Origin of the sequence: Flavobacterium sp. I3-2, from assembly GCF_013389595.1 — a bacterium.
GTDB lineage: Bacteria > Bacteroidota > Bacteroidia > Flavobacteriales > Flavobacteriaceae > Flavobacterium.
This window is the reverse complement of sequence record NZ_CP058306.1, coordinates 3,164,231-3,188,566: the sequence shown is the minus strand read 5'-3', so window position 1 is coordinate 3,188,566 and position 24,336 is coordinate 3,164,231. Positions and strand designations below refer to the sequence as shown.

At 31.8% G+C, this 24,336-nt stretch carries 15 protein-coding genes, 1 tRNA gene and 1 pseudogene; 11 read left to right on the top strand and 6 right to left on the bottom strand.

Annotated elements, in window-relative coordinates:
- Nucleotides 1–90 precede the first annotated feature (90 nt).
- The 4 genes from HW119_RS15015 (at nucleotide 91) to HW119_RS15000 (ending at nucleotide 4,290) form a co-directional block, all read left to right on the top strand.
- Nucleotides 91–939: a transketolase gene (locus HW119_RS15015; RefSeq protein ID WP_177765782.1), complete on the top strand. Its 849-nt coding sequence runs from the start codon at nucleotides 91–93 to the stop codon at nucleotides 937–939.
- A gap of 22 nt (nucleotides 940–961) precedes the next feature.
- Nucleotides 962–1,915, top strand: a complete 954-nt coding sequence (locus HW119_RS15010; protein WP_177765780.1) for a transketolase family protein — start codon at nucleotides 962–964, stop codon at nucleotides 1,913–1,915.
- A gap of 94 nt (nucleotides 1,916–2,009) precedes the next feature.
- Nucleotides 2,010–3,467, top strand: coding sequence for a hypothetical protein (locus HW119_RS15005; RefSeq protein ID WP_177765778.1), 1,458 nt, complete (start codon nucleotides 2,010–2,012; stop codon nucleotides 3,465–3,467).
- A 109-nt stretch (nucleotides 3,468–3,576) separates the two neighbouring features.
- Nucleotides 3,577–4,290 carry a hypothetical protein gene (locus HW119_RS15000; protein ID WP_177765776.1) on the top strand — a complete coding sequence of 238 codons (714 nt, stop codon included), beginning with the start codon at nucleotides 3,577–3,579 and terminating at the stop codon, nucleotides 4,288–4,290.
- A gap of 58 nt (nucleotides 4,291–4,348) precedes the next feature.
- On the opposite strand, the gene HW119_RS14995 is transcribed toward HW119_RS15000, so the two are convergent.
- Nucleotides 4,349–4,780: an acyl-CoA thioesterase gene (locus HW119_RS14995; RefSeq protein ID WP_177765774.1), complete on the bottom strand. Its 432-nt coding sequence runs from the start codon at nucleotides 4,778–4,780 to the stop codon at nucleotides 4,349–4,351.
- A gap of 230 nt (nucleotides 4,781–5,010) precedes the next feature.
- Here HW119_RS14995 and HW119_RS14990 point away from each other — a divergent pair, with 230 nt between their 5' ends.
- From HW119_RS14990 to HW119_RS16980, 3 genes and pseudogenes are all read left to right on the top strand, one after another.
- On the top strand, nucleotides 5,011–7,200 hold the full coding sequence (locus HW119_RS14990) for a glutamine synthetase III (protein ID WP_177765771.1): 2,190 nt from the start codon (nucleotides 5,011–5,013) through the stop codon (nucleotides 7,198–7,200).
- A gap of 207 nt (nucleotides 7,201–7,407) precedes the next feature.
- Nucleotides 7,408–7,746, top strand: a complete 339-nt coding sequence (locus HW119_RS14985; protein WP_177765769.1) for a DDE-type integrase/transposase/recombinase — start codon at nucleotides 7,408–7,410, stop codon at nucleotides 7,744–7,746.
- Between the two features lie 3 nt (nucleotides 7,747–7,749).
- Nucleotides 7,750–7,821, top strand: a pseudogene (locus tag HW119_RS16980) (IS3 family transposase); the annotation flags it as partial.
- Between the two features lie 46 nt (nucleotides 7,822–7,867).
- Here the strand turns inward: HW119_RS16980 and HW119_RS14980 are convergent.
- On the bottom strand, nucleotides 7,868–8,806 hold the full coding sequence (locus HW119_RS14980) for an EamA family transporter (RefSeq protein WP_177765767.1): 939 nt from the start codon (nucleotides 8,804–8,806) through the stop codon (nucleotides 7,868–7,870).
- Between the two features lie 458 nt (nucleotides 8,807–9,264).
- On the opposite strand from HW119_RS14980, the gene HW119_RS14975 reads away from it, so the two are divergent.
- Nucleotides 9,265–9,915: a hypothetical protein gene (locus tag HW119_RS14975; RefSeq protein WP_177765765.1), complete on the top strand. Its 651-nt coding sequence runs from the start codon at nucleotides 9,265–9,267 to the stop codon at nucleotides 9,913–9,915.
- On the top strand, nucleotides 9,881–10,930 hold the full coding sequence (locus tag HW119_RS14970) for a sensor histidine kinase (protein WP_177765763.1): 1,050 nt from the start codon (nucleotides 9,881–9,883) through the stop codon (nucleotides 10,928–10,930). The genes HW119_RS14975 and HW119_RS14970 overlap by 35 nt, the downstream gene beginning before the upstream one ends.
- Nucleotides 10,931–10,969: 39 nt before the next feature.
- Here the strand turns inward: HW119_RS14970 and HW119_RS14965 are convergent.
- A protein-coding gene (locus tag HW119_RS14965) for an IS3 family transposase (RefSeq protein ID WP_410503991.1) occupies nucleotides 10,970–12,327 on the bottom strand; the annotation gives its coding sequence in 2 pieces (ribosomal slippage) (nucleotides 10,970–12,012 and nucleotides 12,012–12,327; 1,359 coding nt in all).
- A 117-nt stretch (nucleotides 12,328–12,444) separates the two neighbouring features.
- Here HW119_RS14965 and HW119_RS14960 point away from each other — a divergent pair.
- Both HW119_RS14960 and HW119_RS14955 read left to right on the top strand, forming a co-directional pair.
- On the top strand, nucleotides 12,445–21,288 hold the full coding sequence (locus HW119_RS14960) for an Ig-like domain-containing protein (RefSeq protein WP_177765761.1): 8,844 nt from the start codon (nucleotides 12,445–12,447) through the stop codon (nucleotides 21,286–21,288).
- Nucleotides 21,289–21,300: 12 nt separating this feature from the next.
- Nucleotides 21,301–22,146 (top strand): outer membrane beta-barrel protein, encoded by an 846-nt coding sequence (locus HW119_RS14955; RefSeq protein WP_177765759.1) that lies wholly within the window; start codon nucleotides 21,301–21,303, stop codon nucleotides 22,144–22,146.
- Between the two features lie 295 nt (nucleotides 22,147–22,441).
- On the opposite strand, the gene HW119_RS14950 is transcribed toward HW119_RS14955, so the two are convergent.
- The 3 genes from HW119_RS14950 to HW119_RS14940 all read right to left on the bottom strand — a co-directional run bounded on the left by HW119_RS14950 (nucleotide 22,442) and on the right by HW119_RS14940 (nucleotide 23,956).
- Nucleotides 22,442–22,526: transfer RNA gene (locus tag HW119_RS14950), tRNA-Ser, on the bottom strand.
- A 289-nt stretch (nucleotides 22,527–22,815) separates the two neighbouring features.
- Nucleotides 22,816–23,421, bottom strand: coding sequence for a hypothetical protein (locus tag HW119_RS16795; RefSeq protein WP_255497933.1), 606 nt, complete (start codon nucleotides 23,419–23,421; stop codon nucleotides 22,816–22,818).
- A 4-nt stretch (nucleotides 23,422–23,425) separates the two neighbouring features.
- Entirely contained in the window at nucleotides 23,426–23,956 is a 531-nt protein-coding gene (locus HW119_RS14940) for a hypothetical protein (protein WP_177765757.1), read from the bottom strand.
- Nucleotides 23,957–24,336 lie beyond the last annotated feature (380 nt).

The following is a 24,336-nucleotide window of genomic DNA, read 5'->3' as shown; positions in this document are numbered from 1 at the left end:
AAATAAAAACATTTTACATTTGATGAAAATATTAAATTGTTAGTTTTTTATAAATTACTATCTTTGTTTTTCAATTTATTTATTTTCTAAATGAAACCTACAACACAACAATTAACAGACTTAACTACGCAAGTAAGAAGAGACATTTTAAGAATGGTGCATGCCGTAAATTCTGGTCACCCAGGAGGATCTTTAGGATGTGCTGAGTTTTTAGTAGCTCTTTATCAATCGGTAATGGATCGAAAAGAAGGATTTGAAATGGACGGTAAAAACGAAGATTTATTCTTCTTATCAAACGGACATATCTCACCTGTTTTTTATAGTGTATTAGCTCGTAGTGGATATTTTCCTGTGAGTGAATTAGCTACTTTCCGTAAAATTAATACACGTTTACAAGGACATCCAACAACACATGATCACCTTCCAGGTATTCGTATGGCTTCAGGTTCTTTAGGACAAGGATTATCAGTTGCTATTGGTGCTGCGCAAGCAAAAAAATTAAACAACGATGATAAATTGGTTTATGTACTTTTAGGTGATGGCGAATTACAAGAAGGACAAAACTGGGAAGCTATGATGTACGCATCTGCTAAAAAAGTCGATAATTTAATTGCTACTGTTGATTTAAACGGTAAACAAATTGATGGATCTACTGATGAGGTTTTAGCAATGGGAAGTTTAAAAGCTAAATTCGAAGCCTTTGGATGGAATGTTCTTGAGTTGAAAGAAGGTAATAATTTAGAGGCAATTGTTGCAGGTTTAAACGAAGCTAAATCACTTGCTGGAAATCAAAAACCAACTGCAATTTTATTATATACAGAAATGGGTAATGGAGTTGATTTTATGATGCACACACATGCTTGGCATGGTAAAGCTCCAAATAACGAGCAATTAGAAAAAGCATTAGCTCAAAATCCTGAAACTTTAGGAGATTATTAATACCATTTTTAGAAAAGATCAAATGAAAAAATATACAAATACAGGAAGTAAAGATACACGTTCTGGTTTCGGAGCTGGTTTAACTGAATTAGGACAAAAAAACGAAAACGTTGTTGCACTTTGTGCGGACTTGATTGGTTCGTTAAAAATGGATGATTTTAAAAAGAATCACCCAGAACGTTTCTTTCAAATCGGAATTGCAGAAGCTAACATGATCGGAATTGCGGCTGGTTTAACCATTGGTGGTAAAATTCCTTTCACAGGAACTTTCGCAAACTTTTCTACAGGTCGTGTGTACGATCAAATTCGTCAATCGGTTGCTTACTCAGAGAAAAATGTAAAAATTTGTGCTTCTCACGCAGGTTTAACTTTAGGTGAAGATGGAGCAACACATCAAATTTTAGAAGATATCGGGTTAATGAAAATGTTACCTGGAATGACGGTTATCAATACATGTGATTATAATCAAACTAAAGCGGCTACTTTAGCAATTGCAGAACATAATGGACCTGTTTATTTACGTTTTGGTCGTCCGGTAGTTCCTAACTTTATGTCAGCAGATGAACCTTTTGTAATTGGAAAAGCAATTGTATTAAACGAAGGTACAGATGTAACTATTGTTGCAACAGGTCATTTAGTTTGGGAAGCTCTGATTGCTGCTGAAGCTTTAGAAGCAAAAGGGATTTCTGCTGAGGTTATTAATATTCATACAATTAAACCTTTAGATGAAGAAGCTATTTTAAAGTCAGTTGCTAAAACAGGTTGCATCGTAACGGCAGAAGAACACAATTTCTTAGGTGGTTTAGGTGAATCAGTATCTAGAGTTTTAGTTTTAAATAATCCAGCGCCTCAAGAATTTGTTGCAGTTAACGATACTTTTGGTGAATCTGGAACTCCAGAAGAATTGATGGAAAAATACGGATTAAACGCAAATTCAATTATTGAAAAAGCTGAAAAAGTTATTGCAAGAAAATAATTTTATTAAAATAGCATAAACCGTCTTGTATTTTTAAGACGGTTTTTTTTGTATATTTAAGACAAATTTTAACATATAAAAACCAATTATACTTATGAAAAAAATCCTTTATTTTTCTGTATTAATGCTAGCCTTTACAGGTTATTCACAAAAAAGTCAAATTACTTTTGATAATCTTTTAGAATATAGTCTAAATACTAATTCTTCTGAAGAAGAATTAAATGATATGTACAAGATTAAATTATACATGTCTTCTCTAGACAAAATTTTATTATTCGAGGGAGGAAATTTTAATTATTCAAATGCATATTCTTTTTTAAAAGACGGAAAATACTTAACAGTCAATTCTATTTCATTTGATAGAACTGTCAATTTACCAATTGATAATATTTATAATTCACGAAAAGATTCAAAAATGACTGCTTTTTTTAGTAATGAGATTGAATTGGAGAGTATGAATAAAAAAGGCGAATTCAAAGGCAGAACTTGTAATTATTATAAGTTTATAGTTTCTGAAAATTCAGAAAACAATGAATTTTTACCTTTAGAAAATACGTGTTTATGTATTGATGAAAAAAGTAAGGTTAAAAATTTGAAAACGTTACTTCCAAAAGCTAATATGGATGGTTTGATTGTAGCTTATGGACATATTGATTATCCAGGAGAAGCATTTGTTTTAAATGAAATCAAAAAAACGGATATTAAAGTAGATTTTGATTTTGATGAGGGCTATAAAATTTCTTTAGAAAATTTTGCTAAGTATCAAGAAGAAAATGATTACGAAAGTCAATATTATGCAACAGATACAGCAGCTGTTGTAACAGATTCTTATTATAATAATTATTATTCTGATCCTTTATGTAATGGATATGAATATTTTCAAGATTTAGACGAGAATACTAGAAATTATGCACTTAAATTTTACAATCTAGGATGTGAACTTTCTTTAGCTGATTCAGATTATGATTCAAAACCTGATTTAACAAGAGAGCAAGCTATTCAAATTGCAAAGAAACAAAGTCAGTTAATGACTAAACAAGGACAAAAAAATAAAGTAATTAGTAAAGATCAAGCTAAATTATTAACCAAAGCTTTTGAAAAATTATATAAAGAAGCAGATGCTTATGTACCAGTTCAATATGTAGAAGAAGTTGTTGATTATGCTGTAGAATCATCAGATTGGGATACTGAGTCTGTTGTTGATTATGGTTACAGAAACTATGCATCAGATTATAAATCAATGCAAATTGATGTAGTAAATTTAGCAGCTGAATCGGATTACAACGGTGATGTTTCTAATTATATGCCAGATTATTGCTCAAATCTAAAACAAAATGTACCAAATTTTAAAAATCAAGATTTAAAGAAACACGTCTATAATTTAGTTGGGCAAATTTGCGATTTATATTTATATCAGAATGGCGGAAGCGTTGATTATTTTGGAACAATTGATTCAATGCGTAAAAGTTTGTTAGAAATTGAAAATTTGAGAAGTAAACTTTCAAACAACGATTTAAAACTTTTGAATGATTATTTAAATTCTCTAGATTAAATTAAATATTAATAACTGTCTTGTAAAAAAAGGCAGTTTTTTTTATTTTTATATTGATTCACTGAAAGTTGAGTTAATTAAAAAAACATCCAATCCAAAAACAAACACTATGAAAATTTTTTTCAATCTTTTTTTGTTCTTAATATGTAATGTAGTCATTGCTCAAAAAAAAGAAACCATTTTTGTCAAACAATATGATTATCGTTTGAATTCAGAAGTCGGAATTAATTCAGATTATAAAGGCTTGAAATTAAATTTATATGCTGATTCTTCAAATTTAGTTGGTTTACTAGATGTTTATTCGCAATATTTAAAATCAGATTTTACTATTTTTAAAAAAGGAAAACTACTAAAACTTAAACAAACTAATTTAGAAACTACAGAAATTTTTGTAGGGCAAGAACATCATTTGTTTTATAGATTGAAGGATTATGATACTTTAATGAATTCAAAAGTTACATTTAAACCTTTAAATATAAAAGGTACCTTTCTAGATTTTTCATGTGAATATTATAAGTTGAAATCAGATGCATTTGAAGAAAGAAATATGTTTACAAATGATTCTTGCTTTTGTATCGATATCCAAAATAAAGATAAAAATGTAAAATTAATTTTTCCAAATTCGAATATTGATGGGTTAATATTAGCTTACAGTTTTGTTGATAGTTTTGAAAATATGCTCATTTTAAAAGAAATTAAAGATGTTGATTTAAAAACCAATTTTGACTTTGACTCTGAATATATTAAATATCAAAAAACGTTTGATACCTATTTGAAAGAAATAACTAACCAAGAAAATGATGATTTTGAAAAGATTCCATAGAATTAAAAATATTTAGTTTATAAACAATAAAAAAAACAACTTCTCAGTTGTTTTTTTGTTATAGATTAAAATCCTCTGATTTTGGTATAAATTCAATTAAAGAAATCAATTCGTTCGGAATTAAAGTTAGTTTTCTAGTAACTAAATCCATCCAAGCGCCATCTACATTTACGACTGCGCATTTAACATCTTTACTATTATATAATTCATGAGTAATGGAAAATCGATGGTTCTCAGAATTGAATTTTGTCATTAAAACCTTTACATAAACTTCCTCATCCATTCGAACTTCTTTAAAATAAATGGTTTCTTCTTTAAAAAGAATTGGGCCAATTTTGTGTTTTGAGAATTCTTGCATTGAAAAACCAACTTGTTTCATCATGTTGCTTCGCGCTTGCGTACACAAATCTGAATATGCAGAATGTCTTAAGTGTCCGTTTGCATCAATTTGCGACCAAAGAACTTGTCCTTTATAATATATGTGTTCCATTAAATATGTTTTATATTCAAATTTACTATTATTTAAAGATTTTACAAATTTAATTTAATTTAAGATTGGTGTGTTTTTGTTTGCAGCGTGTGTTTTTTTGTAGGGGTTGTTGTTTATTATTGCGTGTTTTTATTTTTTTTATATAAAAAATAGGGGGTGTTGTTAGTTTTTTATTTTTTTTTATTACTTTTGGACTATAAAAATGAAGTCAAACTAAAACACCATATAAAATGTCGTCAATTCGTTTTGAAGCTTTAAAAGCAGCCAGTTCAAGAAAGCCAGTTCATGTTGAAGAATTGGATAAAAAATCACTTATTTTCGGAAGCAATGTTTTTAATGATAAAACAATGCGTCAATTTTTAACTTCTGAAGCATACAAAGCTGTAAAATCAGCAATGGATCACGGAACAAAAATTGACCGTAAACTAGCAGATTATATTGCTTTAGGAATGAAAGAGTGGGCTCTTACTAAAGGAGTAACACATTATACGCACTGGTTTCAACCATTAACAGGAACTACTGCAGAAAAGCACGACGCATTTTTCGAAACTTCTTTCGATGGATCTGATCCAGTTGAAAAATTTGGTGGAAGTCAATTAGTACAACAAGAGCCAGATGCTTCATCTTTCCCAAATGGAGGAATTAGAAATACATTCGAAGCTCGCGGATATACAGCTTGGGATCCAACATCACCAGCATTCATTTACGGAACAACATTATGTATTCCAACAGTTTTTGTTTCTTATACAGGTGAAGCTTTAGATAATAAAACACCTTTATTAAGAGCGTTAACTTCTATCGATAATGCGGCAACAGAAGTTGCTAAATATTTTGATAAAAACGTAAAAAAAGTAACTCCAACATTAGGATGGGAGCAAGAATATTTCTTAGTTGACGTAGCTTTAGCAAATTCTCGTCCAGATATTTTACAAACAGGAAGAACTTTATTAGGACACGTTTCTGCAAAAGGACAACAATTAGAAGATCATTATTTTGGTTCTATTCCAACGCGTGTTTTAAATTACATGCGTGATTTAGAAAACGAATGTATGTTATTAGGAATTCCAGTTAAAACTCGTCATAACGAAGTAGCTCCAAACCAATTTGAATTAGCTCCAATTTTTGAAGAAACAAATTTAGCGGTAGATCACAATTCATTATTAATGGATGTGATGCAAAAAGTAGCTGAACGTCATGATTTTAAAGTTTTATTCCATGAAAAACCTTTCAAAGGAGTAAACGGATCTGGTAAACACAACAACTGGTCTTTAGCTACAGATACTGGAATTAATTTATTAGCACCAGGTAAAACACCAACAAGTAACTTACAATTCTTGACGTTCTTTATCAATACAATCAAAGCTGTATTTACATATGAAGAATTATTAAGAGCTTCAATTGCATCTGCATCAAACGATCACCGTTTAGGAGCTAATGAAGCGCCACCAGCTATAATTTCAATTTTCATTGGTCAACAATTAACTAAAGTTCTTGAAGAATTAGAAGGTGTTTCTCAAGGAAAATTATCTCCAGAGGAAAAAACAGATTTAAAATTAAATGTAGTAGGAAAAATTCCAGATTTATTATTAGATAATACAGACCGAAACAGAACTTCTCCATTTGCTTTTACAGGTAATAAATTTGAATTCCGTGCAGTTGGTTCTACTGCTAACTGTGCTGTTTCTATGACAACCTTAAATACGATTGTTGCAAAACAATTAAAAGATTTCAAAGTTGAAGTGGATACTTTAATCGAACAAAAGGATTTAAAGAAAGACGAAGCTATTTTCAATGTATTGAGAGAATATATCAAACAAACAAAAGCTATTTTGTTTGAAGGAGATGGATATAGCGATGCTTGGGAACAAGAAGCTGCAAAGCGTGGACTAAGTAATCACAAAACGACTCCAGGAGCTTTAAAAGCTAAAGTTTCTCAAAAAGCATTTGATGTTTTTGCAGAAATGAATGTAATGAATCATACAGAAGTTGAATCTCGTTACGAAATTGAATTAGAAGAATATATCAAGAAAATTCAAATCGAAGGACGTGTTTTAGGTGATATCGCTAGAAACCACGTAATTCCAACAGCAATTAAATATCAAAATACTTTGATTGAAAACGTTAAAGGATTAAAAGAAATTTTTGGAGATTCTTTTGAAGAAGTTGCAAAAGAGCAAATCATCATTATCAAGAAAATTTCTACGCATATCGAAGGAATCAATGCTAATGTTCATGCGATGATTGACGAGCGTAAAAAAGCAAATGCGTTAACTTCTGTAGAAGAAATGGCACATGCTTATTGCGATAAAGTAAAGCCTTACTTTGATGTAATTCGTTACCACGCTGATAAATTAGAGTTAGAAGTTGATAACGAGCTATGGACTTTAACTAAATACAGAGAATTATTGTTTACAAAATAATATTGAAACACTTATATATTTACACAAAAACCGATTGAATACACTACCCCCAAAAAGTTAGACACTATTTGGGGGTATTTTTATGGAAAGAAAAGTAAAATACGATTTGGCATTTAAGCTAAATTGAGTAAAAGAAGTATTAGAAAATCATAGATTTGTAAACTTTATTTCATCTCGAGAAGAATTTGATGAAAGTATATCGCGAAAATGGATTTATATAATCAAGAAATAATCAGCTATGAATTAAGCGAGCGTCCTATCTTTAACCGAGTAATTCAAATGCTTAAAAAAGCATTCAAAACAACTAAAGACACTAAATATTTGATATTTCATTCCGACCAAGGATGGCAATATCAAATGAAGCCATATCAAGTTTTATTAAAAAAGAATGGAATCGTACAAAGTATGTCACGCAAAGGAAATTGTTTAGATAATGCCATTATTGAAAATTTCTTTGGCTTATTGAAATCTGAAATGTTTTATATACAAAAATTCTCTTATATTGAAGACTTAAAAAATAAAATAAAACACTATAATAATTATTAAAATAACGAAAGAATAAAATCGAACTTAAACAAAATGAGTCCGATACAATATCGGACTCATTTTTATAACATTTAAATTTTAATCTGTCCAAACTTTTAGGTGCAGTCCAGAAAAAGATTTTTTATTTTTTTACAATCAGTCGGTAATTCATTAAAACAATGGCAAAAAGGATGATGGCAATTCCAATCCATTGAATGAGTAAAACTTGTTCTTTTAATAACATAAAAGCAAATAAAACTGAAACTGGTAATTCTATAGATGAAATGATACTTCCTAAACCAACTCCGGTATTTGGAAAACCCTTGTTTAATAAAATAGGAGGAATAATGGTTCCGAAAACGGATAAGATAATCCCCCAAGTATAAAATATTTCAAAATTAAAATCGCGAACTTGAGCCGAATCCGAAATAAAACCTCTCATAAAATCAAAATTATTTGGACCAATTTGAGTAACAAATCCAAATATAGCCACAATAATTCCACCGCCTAAAAGCATGAATAAACTTCGTTTGGTTGCTTTTAAGTGGGTTGCAACACTGTTTGTTGTGAATAAAGTCATACTAAATGAACAAGCAGCTAAAAATCCAAAGATTAAGCCAGTTGTGTTTAATTCAATATCCGTATTAAGAATATTTGTTGCAAAAGCGGTTCCTAATAAAACCAAAAGAACCGATATGATTTTAGTTAAAGATGGTGCTTTTTTAGTTTGTAAAACTTCGATTAAAACGCCAATCCAAACCGATTGCATTAACATTACAACCGCGATTGAAGCATTGATGTATTTTACACATAAATAATATAAAACGCTGGTGAACCCCATCGAAGTTCCGGCAAGCATTAAGTTTCTTACGTCCTTCGAAGTTGCTTTTTCGTCAGATTGTTTTTTTGTAAAAAAATAAGTTAGTAATAAAATGATAATTCCAAAGGTAAACTGTGAAGCAGTTACTTCTGCAGTTGAAAAACCTTCTTTGTAGGCTAGCTTTACGATGGTTGCTAGCATTCCGTAACTTGTTGCTCCAAGAGCGACAAATAAAATTCCTTTTGTTAAATTCTTCTCCATTAAAATCGTTTCTAAATAGTCGACAAATTTACGAATAATTTTAGGTATCTTTTTCAGTTGCTTGAATAGAGAATTAAAGTGTTGTTTCAGGTTGTGTAAAAAAGTTTTGATGTAAAAGTAAATTTTAAATAAATTATTTTTTTAACCTGCTTTAAAAATATTTTTAGAGAAGAGTTATAATAATCAATAAAATTCTCATATTTGTAGCATAAATATACTGATGCTTTTTATTTTATTTTTTAAGTATAATAGCAAATGTGCAAACAATATAATCTTAACTCAAAAAGGCATATGAAAAAATAAATACTCTTTTGCTAAAATTTTTTTAATGATAAGTAGAGGTACTTCTATAAAACAAAATACATTAAGACGTATCTTGAACCAATGTTTATAAAAAAAATTTAATACTTATTTTAAAGGCTCCTTACTAATAATTTCTTTATATTAATTCATAATCGTTGTTTTGTAAATTATTAATATCAATTCTTTCATTTTTTCTAGTTGCAATTCCTTTTTCTGTTAAAGCACAGAAAAATAATGTTTTGCATTCACAACAACTCATCCAAGAAAATAGAATTGACTCGGATTTACATGTTCTTAAAAATGAAATTAAGAACGAAAACAAGAAAAATGACAAAGGACAGCTTCTCTTGAAGCAAGGCAATGCTTACAAACTCAATCAGGAGTATGTGAAGGCATTAGATAGCTATCGGAAGGCTCTCATGATTTTCAAAGATGAAAAACTTTTGCAAGAAGAATTCTATACATACACCCTTTTCGCTGAGTTATATCGATATGTAAGACAATACGAAAAATCTGAAGATTATTTGAATCTTTGCGAAAAAATCCTTAAAAATAATATCATCAAAGATGACTACTTGGTCAACTATTATAACAGAAAAGCGGCTCTTTTGTTTGGCTACAAAATGAATAAAGACAGTGCTCTTATCTACTCAAAAAAGTCTTTGGAATTATCAGAAAAAATAAAAGATAACGAAAGCGCTTTGGGGTCTATGATGGAGATTGCAGTTATCTATGAACATAAAAAAAAAATACCTGAAAGCCATAAGATTATTGAATATTATTATTGTAGAAACCAAGCAAAATAGTAATAAACAATTGCAGGCAGATGCAATGATTAATCTTTGTAGAAACTATGATTTGATAAAAGATTATAACAATTCTATAAAAGTAGCTTTGGAAGGTTTTCATTTTTCTGAGAAACACAAATTGAGTTATAATCAGTTACGATTTGCAGATCATTTACAATATATGTATGCTCAAACAAACGATTACGAAAAAGCACACAAATTTTTAACAATAAGATTGAATCTTACCGAAGACTATTATCATAAACTTTATAATGAAAAGTTCTTGGAATACGAAGAAAAATTCCAAATGAATGAAAAACAAAAAATCATTAACCAAAAAGAAAAAATACTAAAACAAAAAGATGACGAACTTGCACGTCAGAATTTAATAAAATATGTAATTCTAATTGGGTTGACTATTGTTTTGATTTTTTTAATCATATTGATTTATTACATTCGGATTATCAAAAATAAAAATAAGGAATTGACATTCATCTCGGATCAAAACGAATTTTTGGTAGCCGAGACCCATCATAGAATCAACAACAACCTGCAACTCATTACAATTCTTGTAGAAAATGAGCTAGACAAAGTTTTGGTAACAGATGAAGTAAGCAAAAAAAATATATTAGTAAAGATAGATTCTTTACAACTTTTACACCGTCAGCTATACAGAAATAAAGACAAAAAAGACCTCAATCTAAAAGATTTTTTGCAAGATATTAGAAAAAACATGGGGATTTTGATGTATGATAACAATGTAGATGTACATTTTGAAATAGAAGAATTGGTTATCCCTATTAATCAAGCGATGTATATAGGACTGTTGGTAACAGAGCTATGTATCAATTCTTTGAAACACGCTTTCAATGGACAGTCTGATAAAAAAATAAAGTTGGTGATTACAAAAATTGATGGCAAAATTATTTTTAACTATTCTGATAATAGTAAAAAAACAGATGAGTTACCAAAACTAGTCTTAGTTGACAAACTTTGCAGACAACTGCGAGTAGATTGTACGTCTTCAAACTAATTTGGACACCTTCTTGTAGAAATTAAGATAGTGTTTGGTTTATAAATTTAGTATTTTTTCTTGATTATACAATTGCCTTCTTTTCGCAATTGTTTTTTGTTTAATAACGGCTCTTTGCTCAAGTATTTTATCAGATCTTCCATAATATACATCAGCTGGTGTTAAGTTGTTTAAAGACTCGTGATATCTGTTATTATTGTAATTTTCAACAAATTCATTTAAAGCTTGAGTTAATTCTTCTGGATGATAAAAATGATTCAGTTTAACCACATTTTTCATTGTTCTATGATAACGTTCAATTTTGCCTTGAGTTTGTGGATGCATTGGTTTTCCATGAACTTGTTTCATTTTTAATTGATCTTTCAAATACGTTTTTAATTCGTTTGAAACATAACAGGGACCGTTATCTGATAATAATTTTGGCTTCTGTTTAGTTTTTAATCGAGCCTTTGCAATAGCTGTGTTCACTGTTCTTTTTACATCTTCAACCTTCATAGAATCACACAACTCCCAGTGAATGATATAACGGCTATAATCATCTAAAACTGTACTTAAATAATACCATCCCCATCCAATAATTTTAAAATAAGTAAAATCAGTCTGCCACATCTGATGAACAAATTGTGTTTTATCTTTAAATTCGTTGGACGCAGCTATTAAGATATGATTTGGAGCTGGAATCAATCCACGTTGCTTTAAGATACGATATACACTGGATTCCGATAAATAAATCCCTTGTTCATCGGTAATTTTAAATGCCAATTCTCTTGATGATAATTCGGGATACTCTAAAGCTAATTCAACAACTAAATCTTTTTGAATCTCTGGAATACTATTCCATTGACGATTGGTTAATCTTTGTTTTGGTTTTAAGCCATCGAATCCATTTTCAAGATAACTTTGGTACCATTTATAAAAAGTACTTCGAGAAATTCCATATTCTTTTAAAGTTCCTTTTACACCGAGTTCACTTCGCATTACCTGCTGAATAATTTCGTGTTTTTCAGTAGCTGTTAATCTCATATAACGTTTGAATTGTTTTGCTAATCTAACATATCCAAACTTTTTTTTACAATGTCGTAGCGTAGAACTAAGTCTGCTACCATTTCTTTTAAACGAGCGTTTTCTCTCTTTAATTCAGCTACTTCACCGCTGGTTGCTTCTCGTGTTACATCACCAGATAAACGTTTTTTACCTGCCTCAAGGAATTCTTTATTCCATTTATAAAATTGAGATTGAGTAATGGTGTATTTTCTACATAATTCGGCTATAGAAGTTTCTGCACGTAAAGCTTCCATTACAATTAAAATCTTCTGTTCTGCTGTAAAAATACGACGGGTATTATTACGAATGTCTTTTACAAAAGTTTCTGCGGATTTTTTCTTTGGTGTTCCCATAATTAAAATTACATTTTTTTTAGAAAACACTATCTAAGTTTTTAAATATAAATGTCCACTTTTTGCTGACGATTTACAATAAACAATGCTAACTTAGCCAATCTGGACGGGTTAAATTTGACAAGTATTGGCGGCTTACTAAGTATTAGAGATAATGCTAAATTAACCAATCTTAACGGCTTGTCATCTTTAACTAGTATGTCGGGAGCATTCAGGGTTTCGGGCAATACTATATTAACTGATATTTCGGGAGTTAATAACATCAATCCTTCAGGTTTGACAAGTCTACAAATTTCAACCAATCCTCAGTTAACAGTATGTAATAATAAGTTGGTTTGTTCTTATACAGGGACTAAAACTCTTTTAGGAAATGCGACAGGATGTAATAGTGTGAATGAATTAAATATTATCCCAAATTTCGAAACTTCTGCAACAATTTTTTATGGAGCAACTGCTCCGATATTGGCAAGCACTTCACCAAACGGAGTTATAGGTATTTGGTCGCCTGCGACGGTAGATAATACCACATCAGGTACATACACCTTTACTCCGGCTGTAGGACAATGTGCTACAACTGTTTCTTTTGTAGTAACAGTTAATCCTTGCAATACTATTGCACCTACAGTCACCAATGCTACAGCTTGTGCAGGAGCAACTTCTGCCACTTTGGGAGCAACAACAACTGCAACAGGAAACGCTGTAACCGAAACCATTGATTTAGGTAGCACTGTGGTAGGAGGAAGTTTTAATAATTTTGTTGATTTAAATGGTACAGTTAGCCTACCTGCCGGAGTTACTGTAACATCAGCAAAATTAGTATTTAACGGTGTTACAACAAGTGGAGGAGCTACTGGGTCTTATGTTGTAGATTTCTATGTATCGGTTTCTGGAGCAACTACATTAGCTGAAAGAGTGTTGGCTAATGCTAATAATGTTGTCAATGGCGGTCCTTATAACATTAATTTGCCAAATAGTCTTGTTAACGGAGCGTTTACAGTAAAAATAAGAAATAATGAAGGATTAGGCAATCTTACCATTAACTCTGTAAAGTTAGAATATACTTATACAATGCCACCTGCCACCATCAACTGGTATAATGTAGCAACAGGCGGTACGGTTTTGGCAACTGGTGCAACTTACCAAGTAACCAATACTACGCAACTTAGCACAGCAGAAACTTATACCTATTATGCAACAGCAAACGGTACTTGCGAAAGTGAAAGAACTGCGGTAACGCTTACGGTAAATCCTGCAATTACTCCAGATTTTGCTACAACAGCCACCATTAACTCAGGTGATACTGCTCCAACACTGGCAAGCACTTCTCCAAACGGAATTACAGGAACTTGGTTGCCTGAAACTATAGATAATACCACAACAGGGACATACATCTTTACTCCGACTGCAGGACAATGCGCTACAACTGTTTCTTTTGTAGTAACAGTTAATTCTTTAAATTCTACTCCAGTTCTAACAACTTCTGTTGAAAGTACATCTTTTACAGAAGGTACAGCAGCAGTAATAGATAATGGTATCGTTGTAACCGATGCAAACGATGTTACTTTAGCTTCTGCAATCGTAAGTATTACTAGTGGTTTTAATAGCGGAGAAGATATTTTAAGCTTTACCAATGATGGTTCTACAATGGGAAATATTTCAGGTATTTACAATGCCGCTACCGGAATATTAAGCTTAACTTCTAATGAGGCATCGGCATCCGTAGGACAATGGCAAGCTGCTTTACGAGCTATAACCTATGATAATAGTTCAATTACCCCAAATACAACTAATCGTGTTATTTCTTTTGTTGTAAATGATGGAACTGATAACAGTAATGTTGCAACTAAAACTGTAACCGTTACCGCAGTATATAATGCGCCAACGATTTCGGTTGCTAACGCACCAATTAGTATTAATCAAGGGGAATCTTATAATTATACCCCTATCGTAACCAATCCAGAGAATAACAATTTGGCATTTGATGCCGTTAATTTACCAGATTGGCTTACTGTAGATGTAACTACAGGAAATATTAGTGGTACACCGGGGCAAAATAATGTTGGAACACATCCTTTCCCAACTTATATACGAGTAAGAGATGTTGATGCTGATACCGCTGCTAATCAAGAAAATTGGATTTGGTCTGCATCATTTTACTTAACAGTGATAGATCAAATTGCACCAACTATAACAAGTGTATTGGTTCCTGCAAATGGAACGTATAAAGCAGGAGATCAATTATCTTTTTCATTAAATTTTAATGAATTAGTACACGTAAATACTACTGATGATACTCCACAAGTGGCACTTAATGTTGGTGGTAATAGTCGCTATGCTACCTATGAAACAGGATCAGGTTCTTCTACATTGACTTTTATCCATACCGTGCATTCTGGAGATTTTGATGCCGATGGTGTAACCATAGGAGCATTATCTCTAAACGGAGGAACAATTAAAGACGCTTCACAAAACAATGCTGTACTTACATTGAATAATGTTGGAAGCACAACGAATGTTTTAGTAGATGCTATAGCACCAACGGTGAGTAGCATTAATCGAGTAACTGATGAGGTTACCAATGCTACAACATTAGAGTATCAGGTAGTTTTTTCTAAAAATGTTACTGGAGTAAGTTCTGATGATTTCTCGCTTAATACTGTAGGAGTAGTTAATGGATTTATTTCAGAAGTAAGTGGATCAGAAAACATTTATATTGTAACGGTAACTGATATTACTGGTAACGGATCATTAAGATTAGATATAAATCCAACAGGAACCAATATTGTTGATACTCCTGGAAATGCCATTGCAACAGGATTTACTGAAGGGCAAAAATATATAATCGATCAAGAAGAGCCATCGCTTGCTATCAGTAGTAATCTTTATGCATTAAAGGCTGGAGAAACAGCTATCATAACCTTTACATTTAGCGAAGATCCAGGAACAACTTTTTCATGGAATGGGACTTTGGGTGATGTTACTGTGACTGGTGGAACTTTATCTGCAATTTCAAGCACAGGTTTAACTCGTACAGCAACTTTTACGCCTACAGCAAATATTAACAACGGAACGGTACTTATTAGCGTAAGTGAAGGAAATTATACAGATGCCGTTGGAAATATCGGAGCTGAAGCTGTTTTTTCAAATATCATTTATGATACTCAAATTCCTACAGCAACAATTGTTGTAACAAATGATGTATTATCTATTGGAGAAGATTCTTTGGTAACCATTTCTTTTAATGAAGCAGTTGTTGGTTTTGATAATACCTTTTTAACGCTTTCTAATGGAACGTTATCTAACATAGTCTCTTCAAACGGAGGTATTACTTGGACGGGTACTTTTAGCCCTACAAACAATATAGAAGTTGCTATTAATACAATTACTTTAGATAATACAAGATTGGTTGATTTAGCAGGCAATGTTGGTATTGGTACTACAGAATCGAACAATTATGTCATAGATACCAAAGCTCCTGTTCCAACACTAATTTCTTTACCAACTATTAGTCGACAATGTACCGTTTTACCTTCGGAAATTGCTTTGCCAACAGCAAATGATTTTTATCCAGAGGTTATCACTGCAACAACAACGGATGCATTGTCTTACAGCGAACAAGGAACATATACCATTACTTGGAAGTTTGTAGATGGAAAAGAAAATATTACCACGCAACAGCAAACGATTGTAGTAAAAGATACAACAGCTCCAGTACCAACAGTAGTTAGTTTACCAACAATTACAAAAGAATGTAGAGTTCTAGTAACAGATATTCCTGTACCAACAGCAACAGATAATTGTGCAGGAACAATCACTGCAACTACAACAGATGCATTGTCTTACAGCGAACAAGGAACATATGCCATTACTTGGACGTACGATGATGGAAACGAAAACGTTACCACACAAGTGCAAACGATTGTAGTAAAAGATACAACAGCTCCTTTACCAACAGTAGTTAGTTTACCAACGATTACAAAAGAATGTGCAGTTCTAGTAACAGATATTCCTGTACCAACAGCAATGGATAATTGTGCAGGAACAATCACTGCAACTACAACGGATGCATTGTCTTACAGCGAACAAGGAACATATACCATTACTTGGAAGTTTGTAGATGGAAAAGAAAATATTACCACGCAACAGCAAACGATTGTAGTAAAAGATACAACAGCTCCAGTACCAACAGTAGTTAGTTTACCAACAATTACAAAAGAATGTAGAGTTCTAGTAACAGATATTCCTGTACCAACAGCAACAGATAATTGTGCAGGAACAATCACTGCAACTACAACAGATGCATTGTCTTACAGCGAACAAGGAACATATGCCATTACTTGGACGTACGATGATGGAAACGAAAACGTTACCACACAAGTGCAAACGATTGTAGTAAAAGATACAACAGCTCCTTTACCAACAGTAGTTAGTTTACCAACGATTACAAAAGAATGTGCAGTTCTAGTAACAGATATTCCTGTACCAACAGCAATGGATAATTGTGCAGGAACAATCACTGCAACTACAACAGATGCATTGTCTTATAGCGAACAAGGAACATATACCATTATTTGGACGTACGATGATGGAAACGAAAACGTTACCACGCAACAGCAAACAATTGTAGTAAAAGATACAACAGCTCCTGTACCAACAGTAGTTAGTTTACCAACGATTACAAAAGAATGTGTAGTTCTAGTAACAGATATTCCTGTACCAACAGCAATGGATAATTGTGCAGGAACAATCACTGCAACAACAACGAATGCATTGTCTTATAGTGAACAAGGAACATATACCATTATTTGGACGTACGATGATGGAAACGAAAACGTTACCACACAAGTGCAAACGATTGTAATAAAAGATACAACAGCTCCTGTACCAACAGTAGTTAGTTTACCAACGATTACAAAAGAATGTGTAGTTCTAGTATCAGATATTCCTGTACCAACAGCAATGGATAATTGTGCAGGAACAATCACTGCTACAACAACGGATGTATTAGCTTATAACGAACAAGGAACATATACGATTACTTGGAAGTTTGAAGATGGAAACGGAAACTTTACTACGCAACAGCAAACGATTGTAGTAAAAGATACAACAGCTCCAGTACCAACAGTAGTTAGTTTACCAACAATTACAAAAGAATGTACAGTTCTAGTAACAGATATTCCTGTACCAACAGCAATGGATAATTGTATAGGAACAATCACTGCAACAACAACGGATGCATTGTCATACAGCGAACAAGGAACATATACGATTACTTGGAATTTTGATGATGAAAACGGAAACTTTACTACGCAACAGCAAACGATTGTAGTAAAAGATATAACAGCTCCAGTACCAACAGTAGTTAGTTTACCAACAATTACAAAAGAATGTAGAGTTCTAGTAACAGATATTCCTGTACCAACAGCAATGGATAATTGTATAGGAACAATCACTGCAACAACAACGGATGCATTGTCATACAGCGAACAAGGAACATATACGATTACTTGGAATTTTGATGATGAAAACGGAAACTTTACTACGCAACAGCAAACGATTGTAGTAAAAGATATAACAGCTCCAGTACCAACAGTAGTTAGTTTACCAACAATTACAAAAGAATGTAGAGTTCTAGTAACAGATATTCCTGTACCAACAGCAACAGATAATTGTGCAGGAACAATCACTGCAACAACAACGGATGCATTGTCTTACAGCGAACAAGGAACATATACGATTACTTGGAATTTTGATGATGAAAACGGAAACTTTACTACGCAACAGCAAACGATTGTAGTAAAAGATATAACAGCTCCAGTACCAACAGTAGTTAGTTTACCAACAATTACAAAAGAATGTAGAGTTCTAGTAACAGATATTCCTGTACCAACAGCAATGGATAATTGTATAGGAACAATCACTGCAACAACAACGGATGCATTGTCATACAGCGAACAAGCAACATATACGATTACTTGGAAGTTTGAAGATGGAAACGGAAACTTTACTACGCAACAGCAAACGATTGTAGTAAAAGATACAACAGCTCCAGTACCAACAGTAGTTAGTTTACCAACAATTACAAAAGAATGTACAGTTCTAGTAACAGATATTCCTGTACCAACAGCAATGGATAATTGTGTAGGAACAATCACTGCAACAACAACGGATGCATTGTCTTACAGCGAACAAGGAACATATACGATTACTTGGAAATTTGAAGATGGAAATGGAAACTTTACTACGCAACAGCAAACGATTGTAGTAAAAGATATAACAGCTCCAGTACCAACAGTAGTTAGTTTACCAACAATTACAAAAGAATGTAGAGTTCTAGTAACAGATATTCCTGTACCAACAGCAACAGATAATTGTGCAGGAACAATCACTGCAACAACAACGGATGCATTGTCTTACAGCGAACAAGGAACATATACGATTACTTGGAAGTTTGAAGATGGAAACGGAAACTTTACTACGCAACAGCAAACGATTGTAGTAAAAGATACAACAGCTCCAGTACCAACAGTAGTTAGTTTACCAACAATTACAAAAGAATGTACAGTTCTAGTAACAGATATTCCTGTACCAACAGCAACAGATAATTGTGCAGGAACAATCACTGCAACAACAACGGATGCATTGTCTTACAGCGAACAAGGAACATATACGATTACTTGGAAGTTTGAAGATGGAAACGGAAACTTTACTACGCAACAGCAAACGATTGTAGTAAAAGATACAACAGCTCCAGTACCAACAGTAGTTAGTTTACCAACAATTACAAAAGAATGTACAGTTCTAGTAACAGATATTCCTGTACCAACAGCAATGGATAATTGTGCAGGAACAATCACTGCTACAACAACGGATGTATTAGCTTATAACGAACAAGGAACATATACCATTACTTGGACATACGATGATGGAAACGAAAACGTTACCACGCAACAGCAAACGATTGTAGTAAAAGATACAACAGCTCCAGTACCAACAGTAGTTAGTTTACCAACAATTACAAAAGAATGTAGAGTTCTAGTAACAGATATTCCTGTACCAACAGCAACAGATAATTGTGCAGGAACAATCACTGCAACAACAACGGATGCATTGTCTTACAGCGAACAAGGAACATATACGATTACTTGGAAGTTTGAAGATGGAAACGGAAACTTTACTACGCAACAGCAAACGATTGTAGTAAAAGATACAACAGCTCCAGTACCAACAGTAGTTAGTTTACCAACAATTACAAAAGAATGTAGAGTTCTAGTAACAGATATTCCTGTACCAACAGCAACAGATAATTGTGCAGGAACAATCACTGCAACAACAACGGATGCATTGTCTTACAGCGAACAAGGAACATATACTATTACTTGGAAGTTTGAAGATGGAAACGAAAACTTTACTACGCAACAGCAAACGATTGTAGTAAAAGATACAACAGCTCCAGTACCAACAGTAGTTAGTTTACCAACAATTACAAAAGAATGTAGAGTTCTAGTAACAGATATTCCTGTACCAACAGCAACAGATAATTGTGCAGGAACAATCACTGCAACAACAACGGATGCATTGTCTTACAGCGAACAAGGAACATATACTATTACTTGGAAGTTTGAAGATGGAAACGGAAACTTTACTACGCAACAGCAAACGATTGTAGTAAAAGAATCTCCAATTTCAAATGTATCTTTTGTTAATCAAACGGTGGTCTATAATGGAAATGCTCAAGAAATTACAGTAAGTAGTCTTCCTGAAAACGCAACAGTAACTTACAGTATTTCACCAGATTCAGGATTGTTTAATGCAGCAATAAATGCTGGAGAATATACAGTTACTGCTATTGTTACTCCACCAGCTACTGCTGTGAATTGTGAAAGTTTAACCTTTGTTGCTACTTTGGTTATTGAAAAAGCACCGCAAAACATTCTATTTAGCGATTTAGAAATAGCTCTTTTAGAAGAATCAGATGATTATCAATTAACTGCACAAGCAAGCTCAGGTTTACCTGTAAATTACACATTTACTTATGAGCAAGTAACTCCTGCTGCTATAGTTTCAACTGAAGGATGGGTAGAATTACAACATTCTGGGTCGGTATTTATTTCTGCAAATCAAGAAGGAAATGAAAACTATCTACCTGCAATGTCCGTTGTTAAAGAATTAAAAGTTGAAAGTTTAGACGCTTCATTACATCAAATATTTATTAACGATGCTGTTTATGTTAATCCAGAAGAAACCATTTATTATTTGATGGATTGTGGAGATTCATCTAATGAAGTTTTAGTTCAATTAGAAACAGAATTTGGTGCATCGGTTTCGCCTGCTCATAATTTTGAAATTGAAATGCCAAAACCTGGAATTTACAGAGAAACTATAAACATTATTTCTGAAAATGGTGAAAATGCAAAACAATATAAAATAATTGTAGAAAAGCCATTTGCTTTTGATGAAATCGTGATTCAAAAATTCGACAATACCTTGTTAATAAACAATAATCCTCAAACGAATGGTGGATACAAATTTGTTAAATTTCAATGGTTTAGAAACGATAAACTGGTTGGTGAAGAACAAGTTTATTCTGTAGGAAACAGTAAAGAAGATCTTTTAGACGTAAATGCTTTATATTATGTGGTTTTAACTACCGAAGATGGAGATGTAATTCATACTTGTTCATCGTTTGTGGTGAGAAAAAATAATTTTAAAATTAATATATTCCCAAACCCAGTTAAGGTAAGTGAGAAGTTAGAGATAGTTTTCGATTATCCAACTATCGAATTCCAAGGTGCAAAAGCTTCACTTTATTCTAGTACAGGAATGTTTTTACAATCTGTAACTATTCATGAAAAAGCTTCCTCTTTACAACTTCCAACAAACTTATCTGAAGGAATTTATATGTTGATGATAGAAGTAAACGGAAATCAAGAATTCTTTAAAATAGTTGTGAAACTTTAAAACTAAAATCTTTTGAAAAATAAAATAAATATTATAGTTAGTTGCTGTGCTGCGTTACTTTTGGTAAACGCAGCTCAAGCACAAGAATTACAAATAGAAGCAGGAGGAAGATTTATTCAACAAACTTCAAACAATGGCTTTCCTTTAGCAACAAATTCTGAAGGTTATTCTTTTGGATTAGGCTACAGTTATTATCTGAATTCTAATTTTAGCATCGGTCTTGGGGTTTCTTTTTTAAAGGCTGATTTAAATTATATTGGAAATTCTTTAAAAGGTTCTTATGCAGAAGAAGATATCGAAGGTGATACTTTTGAGTTTAGATATTCAGGTGATTATTACTCAGAAACGGTGAAACAAGAAGTATTGCAAATTCCTTTAACCATTCAGTACGAAACCAAAGGTATTGTAAGTTGGTATTTACGTACAGGAGTTATTTATGGTATTCAAACAGGTAAGTCTAAGTATAAGCTAAACTGGAGAGATTTGAAAACTTCTGGATATTATCCGCAATGGGACGCCGAATTAAACGGGCCAGATTTTATCGGATTTGGAGAGCATGAAAGTTTAAGTCGCAAAGGAACTGTTAAATTACAAAATAGTTTTTCATGGATGATAGAAACAGGTGTAAAACAACAATTAGCGTCTAATAACTATATGTATTTTGGTGTGTTTTTTGAATTGGGACTTAATGACATACGTCCAGAAGGTAACACAGATAATGAAATGATTACATTCACCAATAACATTAACGAACCTTTACAGTATCATAGTGTTTTAGAACAAAAATCGTATCAAGATAAAAAGCTAACCACTTATATGATTGGTTTGAAAATTAAATATGGATTTAATTTTAAATAGATAAGAGAGGTTGTCCTTTTGGGCGGCCTCTTTTTATTTTATAGAGGTTGTAAGCCAGTATTCAAAAAAACAAAGTTTCAATGGCTAGAGCGTATTCTTCGGTTTGTTTTATGGATTGATGACCAAGCACTTCTTTAACGACATGTATTAGAATCCCCATTATTTTGCAACAGAATTTTGATTAGTTTTATAAACTTTGATGATTCTCATGTATAAAAAAAACCTACATTTCTTAAAGATTGCAGGTTTTATAGTTCTTTAGGCATAAATCAATATTAAAACTGATTATTACTTGCGGAGAAAGAGGGATTCGAACCCCCGGACCTGTTACAGTCAACAGTTTTCAAGACTGCCGCAATCGACCACTCTGCCATTTCTCCTTTGGTCTGTACTAATGATGTTTGTTTCATTATTACGAGTGCAAATATAGTGGCTTTTTTGAAAAACACAAGCGTTTTTTCTATAAAATGATAAATTTTTTTATAATCGTTTGTAGATTATTTATTTAGATTTTTCTTGATATTTTAATTTCTATTTGAGTAAACAATGTGGTTTAATGACTAAATATTTTTTTTTGAAAAAATAATAATTGTAATTCGAATAATTTTTTTGAATAAAAAAACACAAAACCCGGAAGATTTTGTGTTTTAAATTTATAGTTTAGAAGTTTTACATTACTGAAGTAGCTGCAAATGCTGTTGCTAATACTGCTAATAAAAATATGATAATAATAATTCCAATTAATGAAATAATTAAACCTGCAATAGCTAAACCTTTTGGTTTTTTAGTCATACCAATTATTGAAAAGATAAGTCCAAGGATCCAAATAATCCAATTGAAAACAGGAACCCAGCAAAGTACAATTGCAACAATTGATAAGATGAAACCTGCCATTCCCATATTATTCTTTTGATTCATCTGTTGATTCATCATAAAAGCTTCAAAATTTGCATTTTGTTGATTTTGCTGAGAATTTGTATTTTCTTTTACTGGCGAAGTTTCTACGATTATTTCTTTTACTTCAGCTACTGGTTCATTAACTACTTCTTGGATTGTAGGTTTTACTTCAATTTCAGATTCAGAAATTTCTTGTTCAATTGCATCATTGACTTCTGTTGTAGTTTCAGAAATCGTTTCTTCAATAATTTCTTCAACTTTTGACGCTTCTTCATTGATAATTTCTTCTACAATTTCTGTAGTTTCTAAATTATCTTGATTTAAATAGTTGTTAATGTTTTCGTTGTTTAATTCGTTTTCTTCTTTGTTCTCGTTCATAACTTTATTTTATTACTTTATGTTTAATTAAATTTCCTTCGTTAGGATCTATTGTATAATAATAAATGGTATTATTTTCTTTCAATACTAGATTGTCAATTTCTGTAAATGAAAAATTTTCACAAGCTGTCGGAATCAAAAAAAGGTCAACGACTGTTTTCCATTCTGATTTTGAATACGTATAAGTTGACATTGAATATGTGCATCCATTCATTGGCGCTTGATAAATTGAAATTTCATCTCCTTTTTTGTTATTTAAATCACCTTCGTTAACTAAAATTGCATTACAACATCCAATTTTAATGGGTTTAATTTTTTTGTTAGAAAATTGAATTTCAAATTCGTCAGACGTTCCATCTTCAATTGGATTGCCAAAACCTTGTTTTATTTTTACTAGTTGAGCTGTTTCTATTTTGCCATCGCCATTAAAATCGCCTTTAATAATTTCACCAATTCTTGAATTACTTCTTTCATTCTGATAAGGAGAAAATAGAATTAGAATGGAAAATAAAAAGGCAATCGAAATCTTAAACATTTTAAATTAAAATTTTCATAAAAATATAATTTTTTTTTAAAGTTTTAATATTTATTTATGATAATCTTTTTGTTAATTTAAAAATGTAAGAATGAATTGTTGTCCAAAGTCTTGAAATTGAATTGTCAAAATAGATTTTAAAAATTCAATCCATTAAGATTATGCTAAAATCCAGTTCCCATAGTTAGTGTATCAAAATCCGATTTAATTACAAAAACAGCTATTATCAAAATAAATACGAGTAATGACGAAATAATTAATCCGGCAATTGCGAGTCCATTTTTTTTTATTTTTCAAACCGATTATCGAAAATATCAATGCAAGAATAAAGATTATTAGATTTAAAATAGGTACCCAAAATAGAAAAATTAAAAGTAATG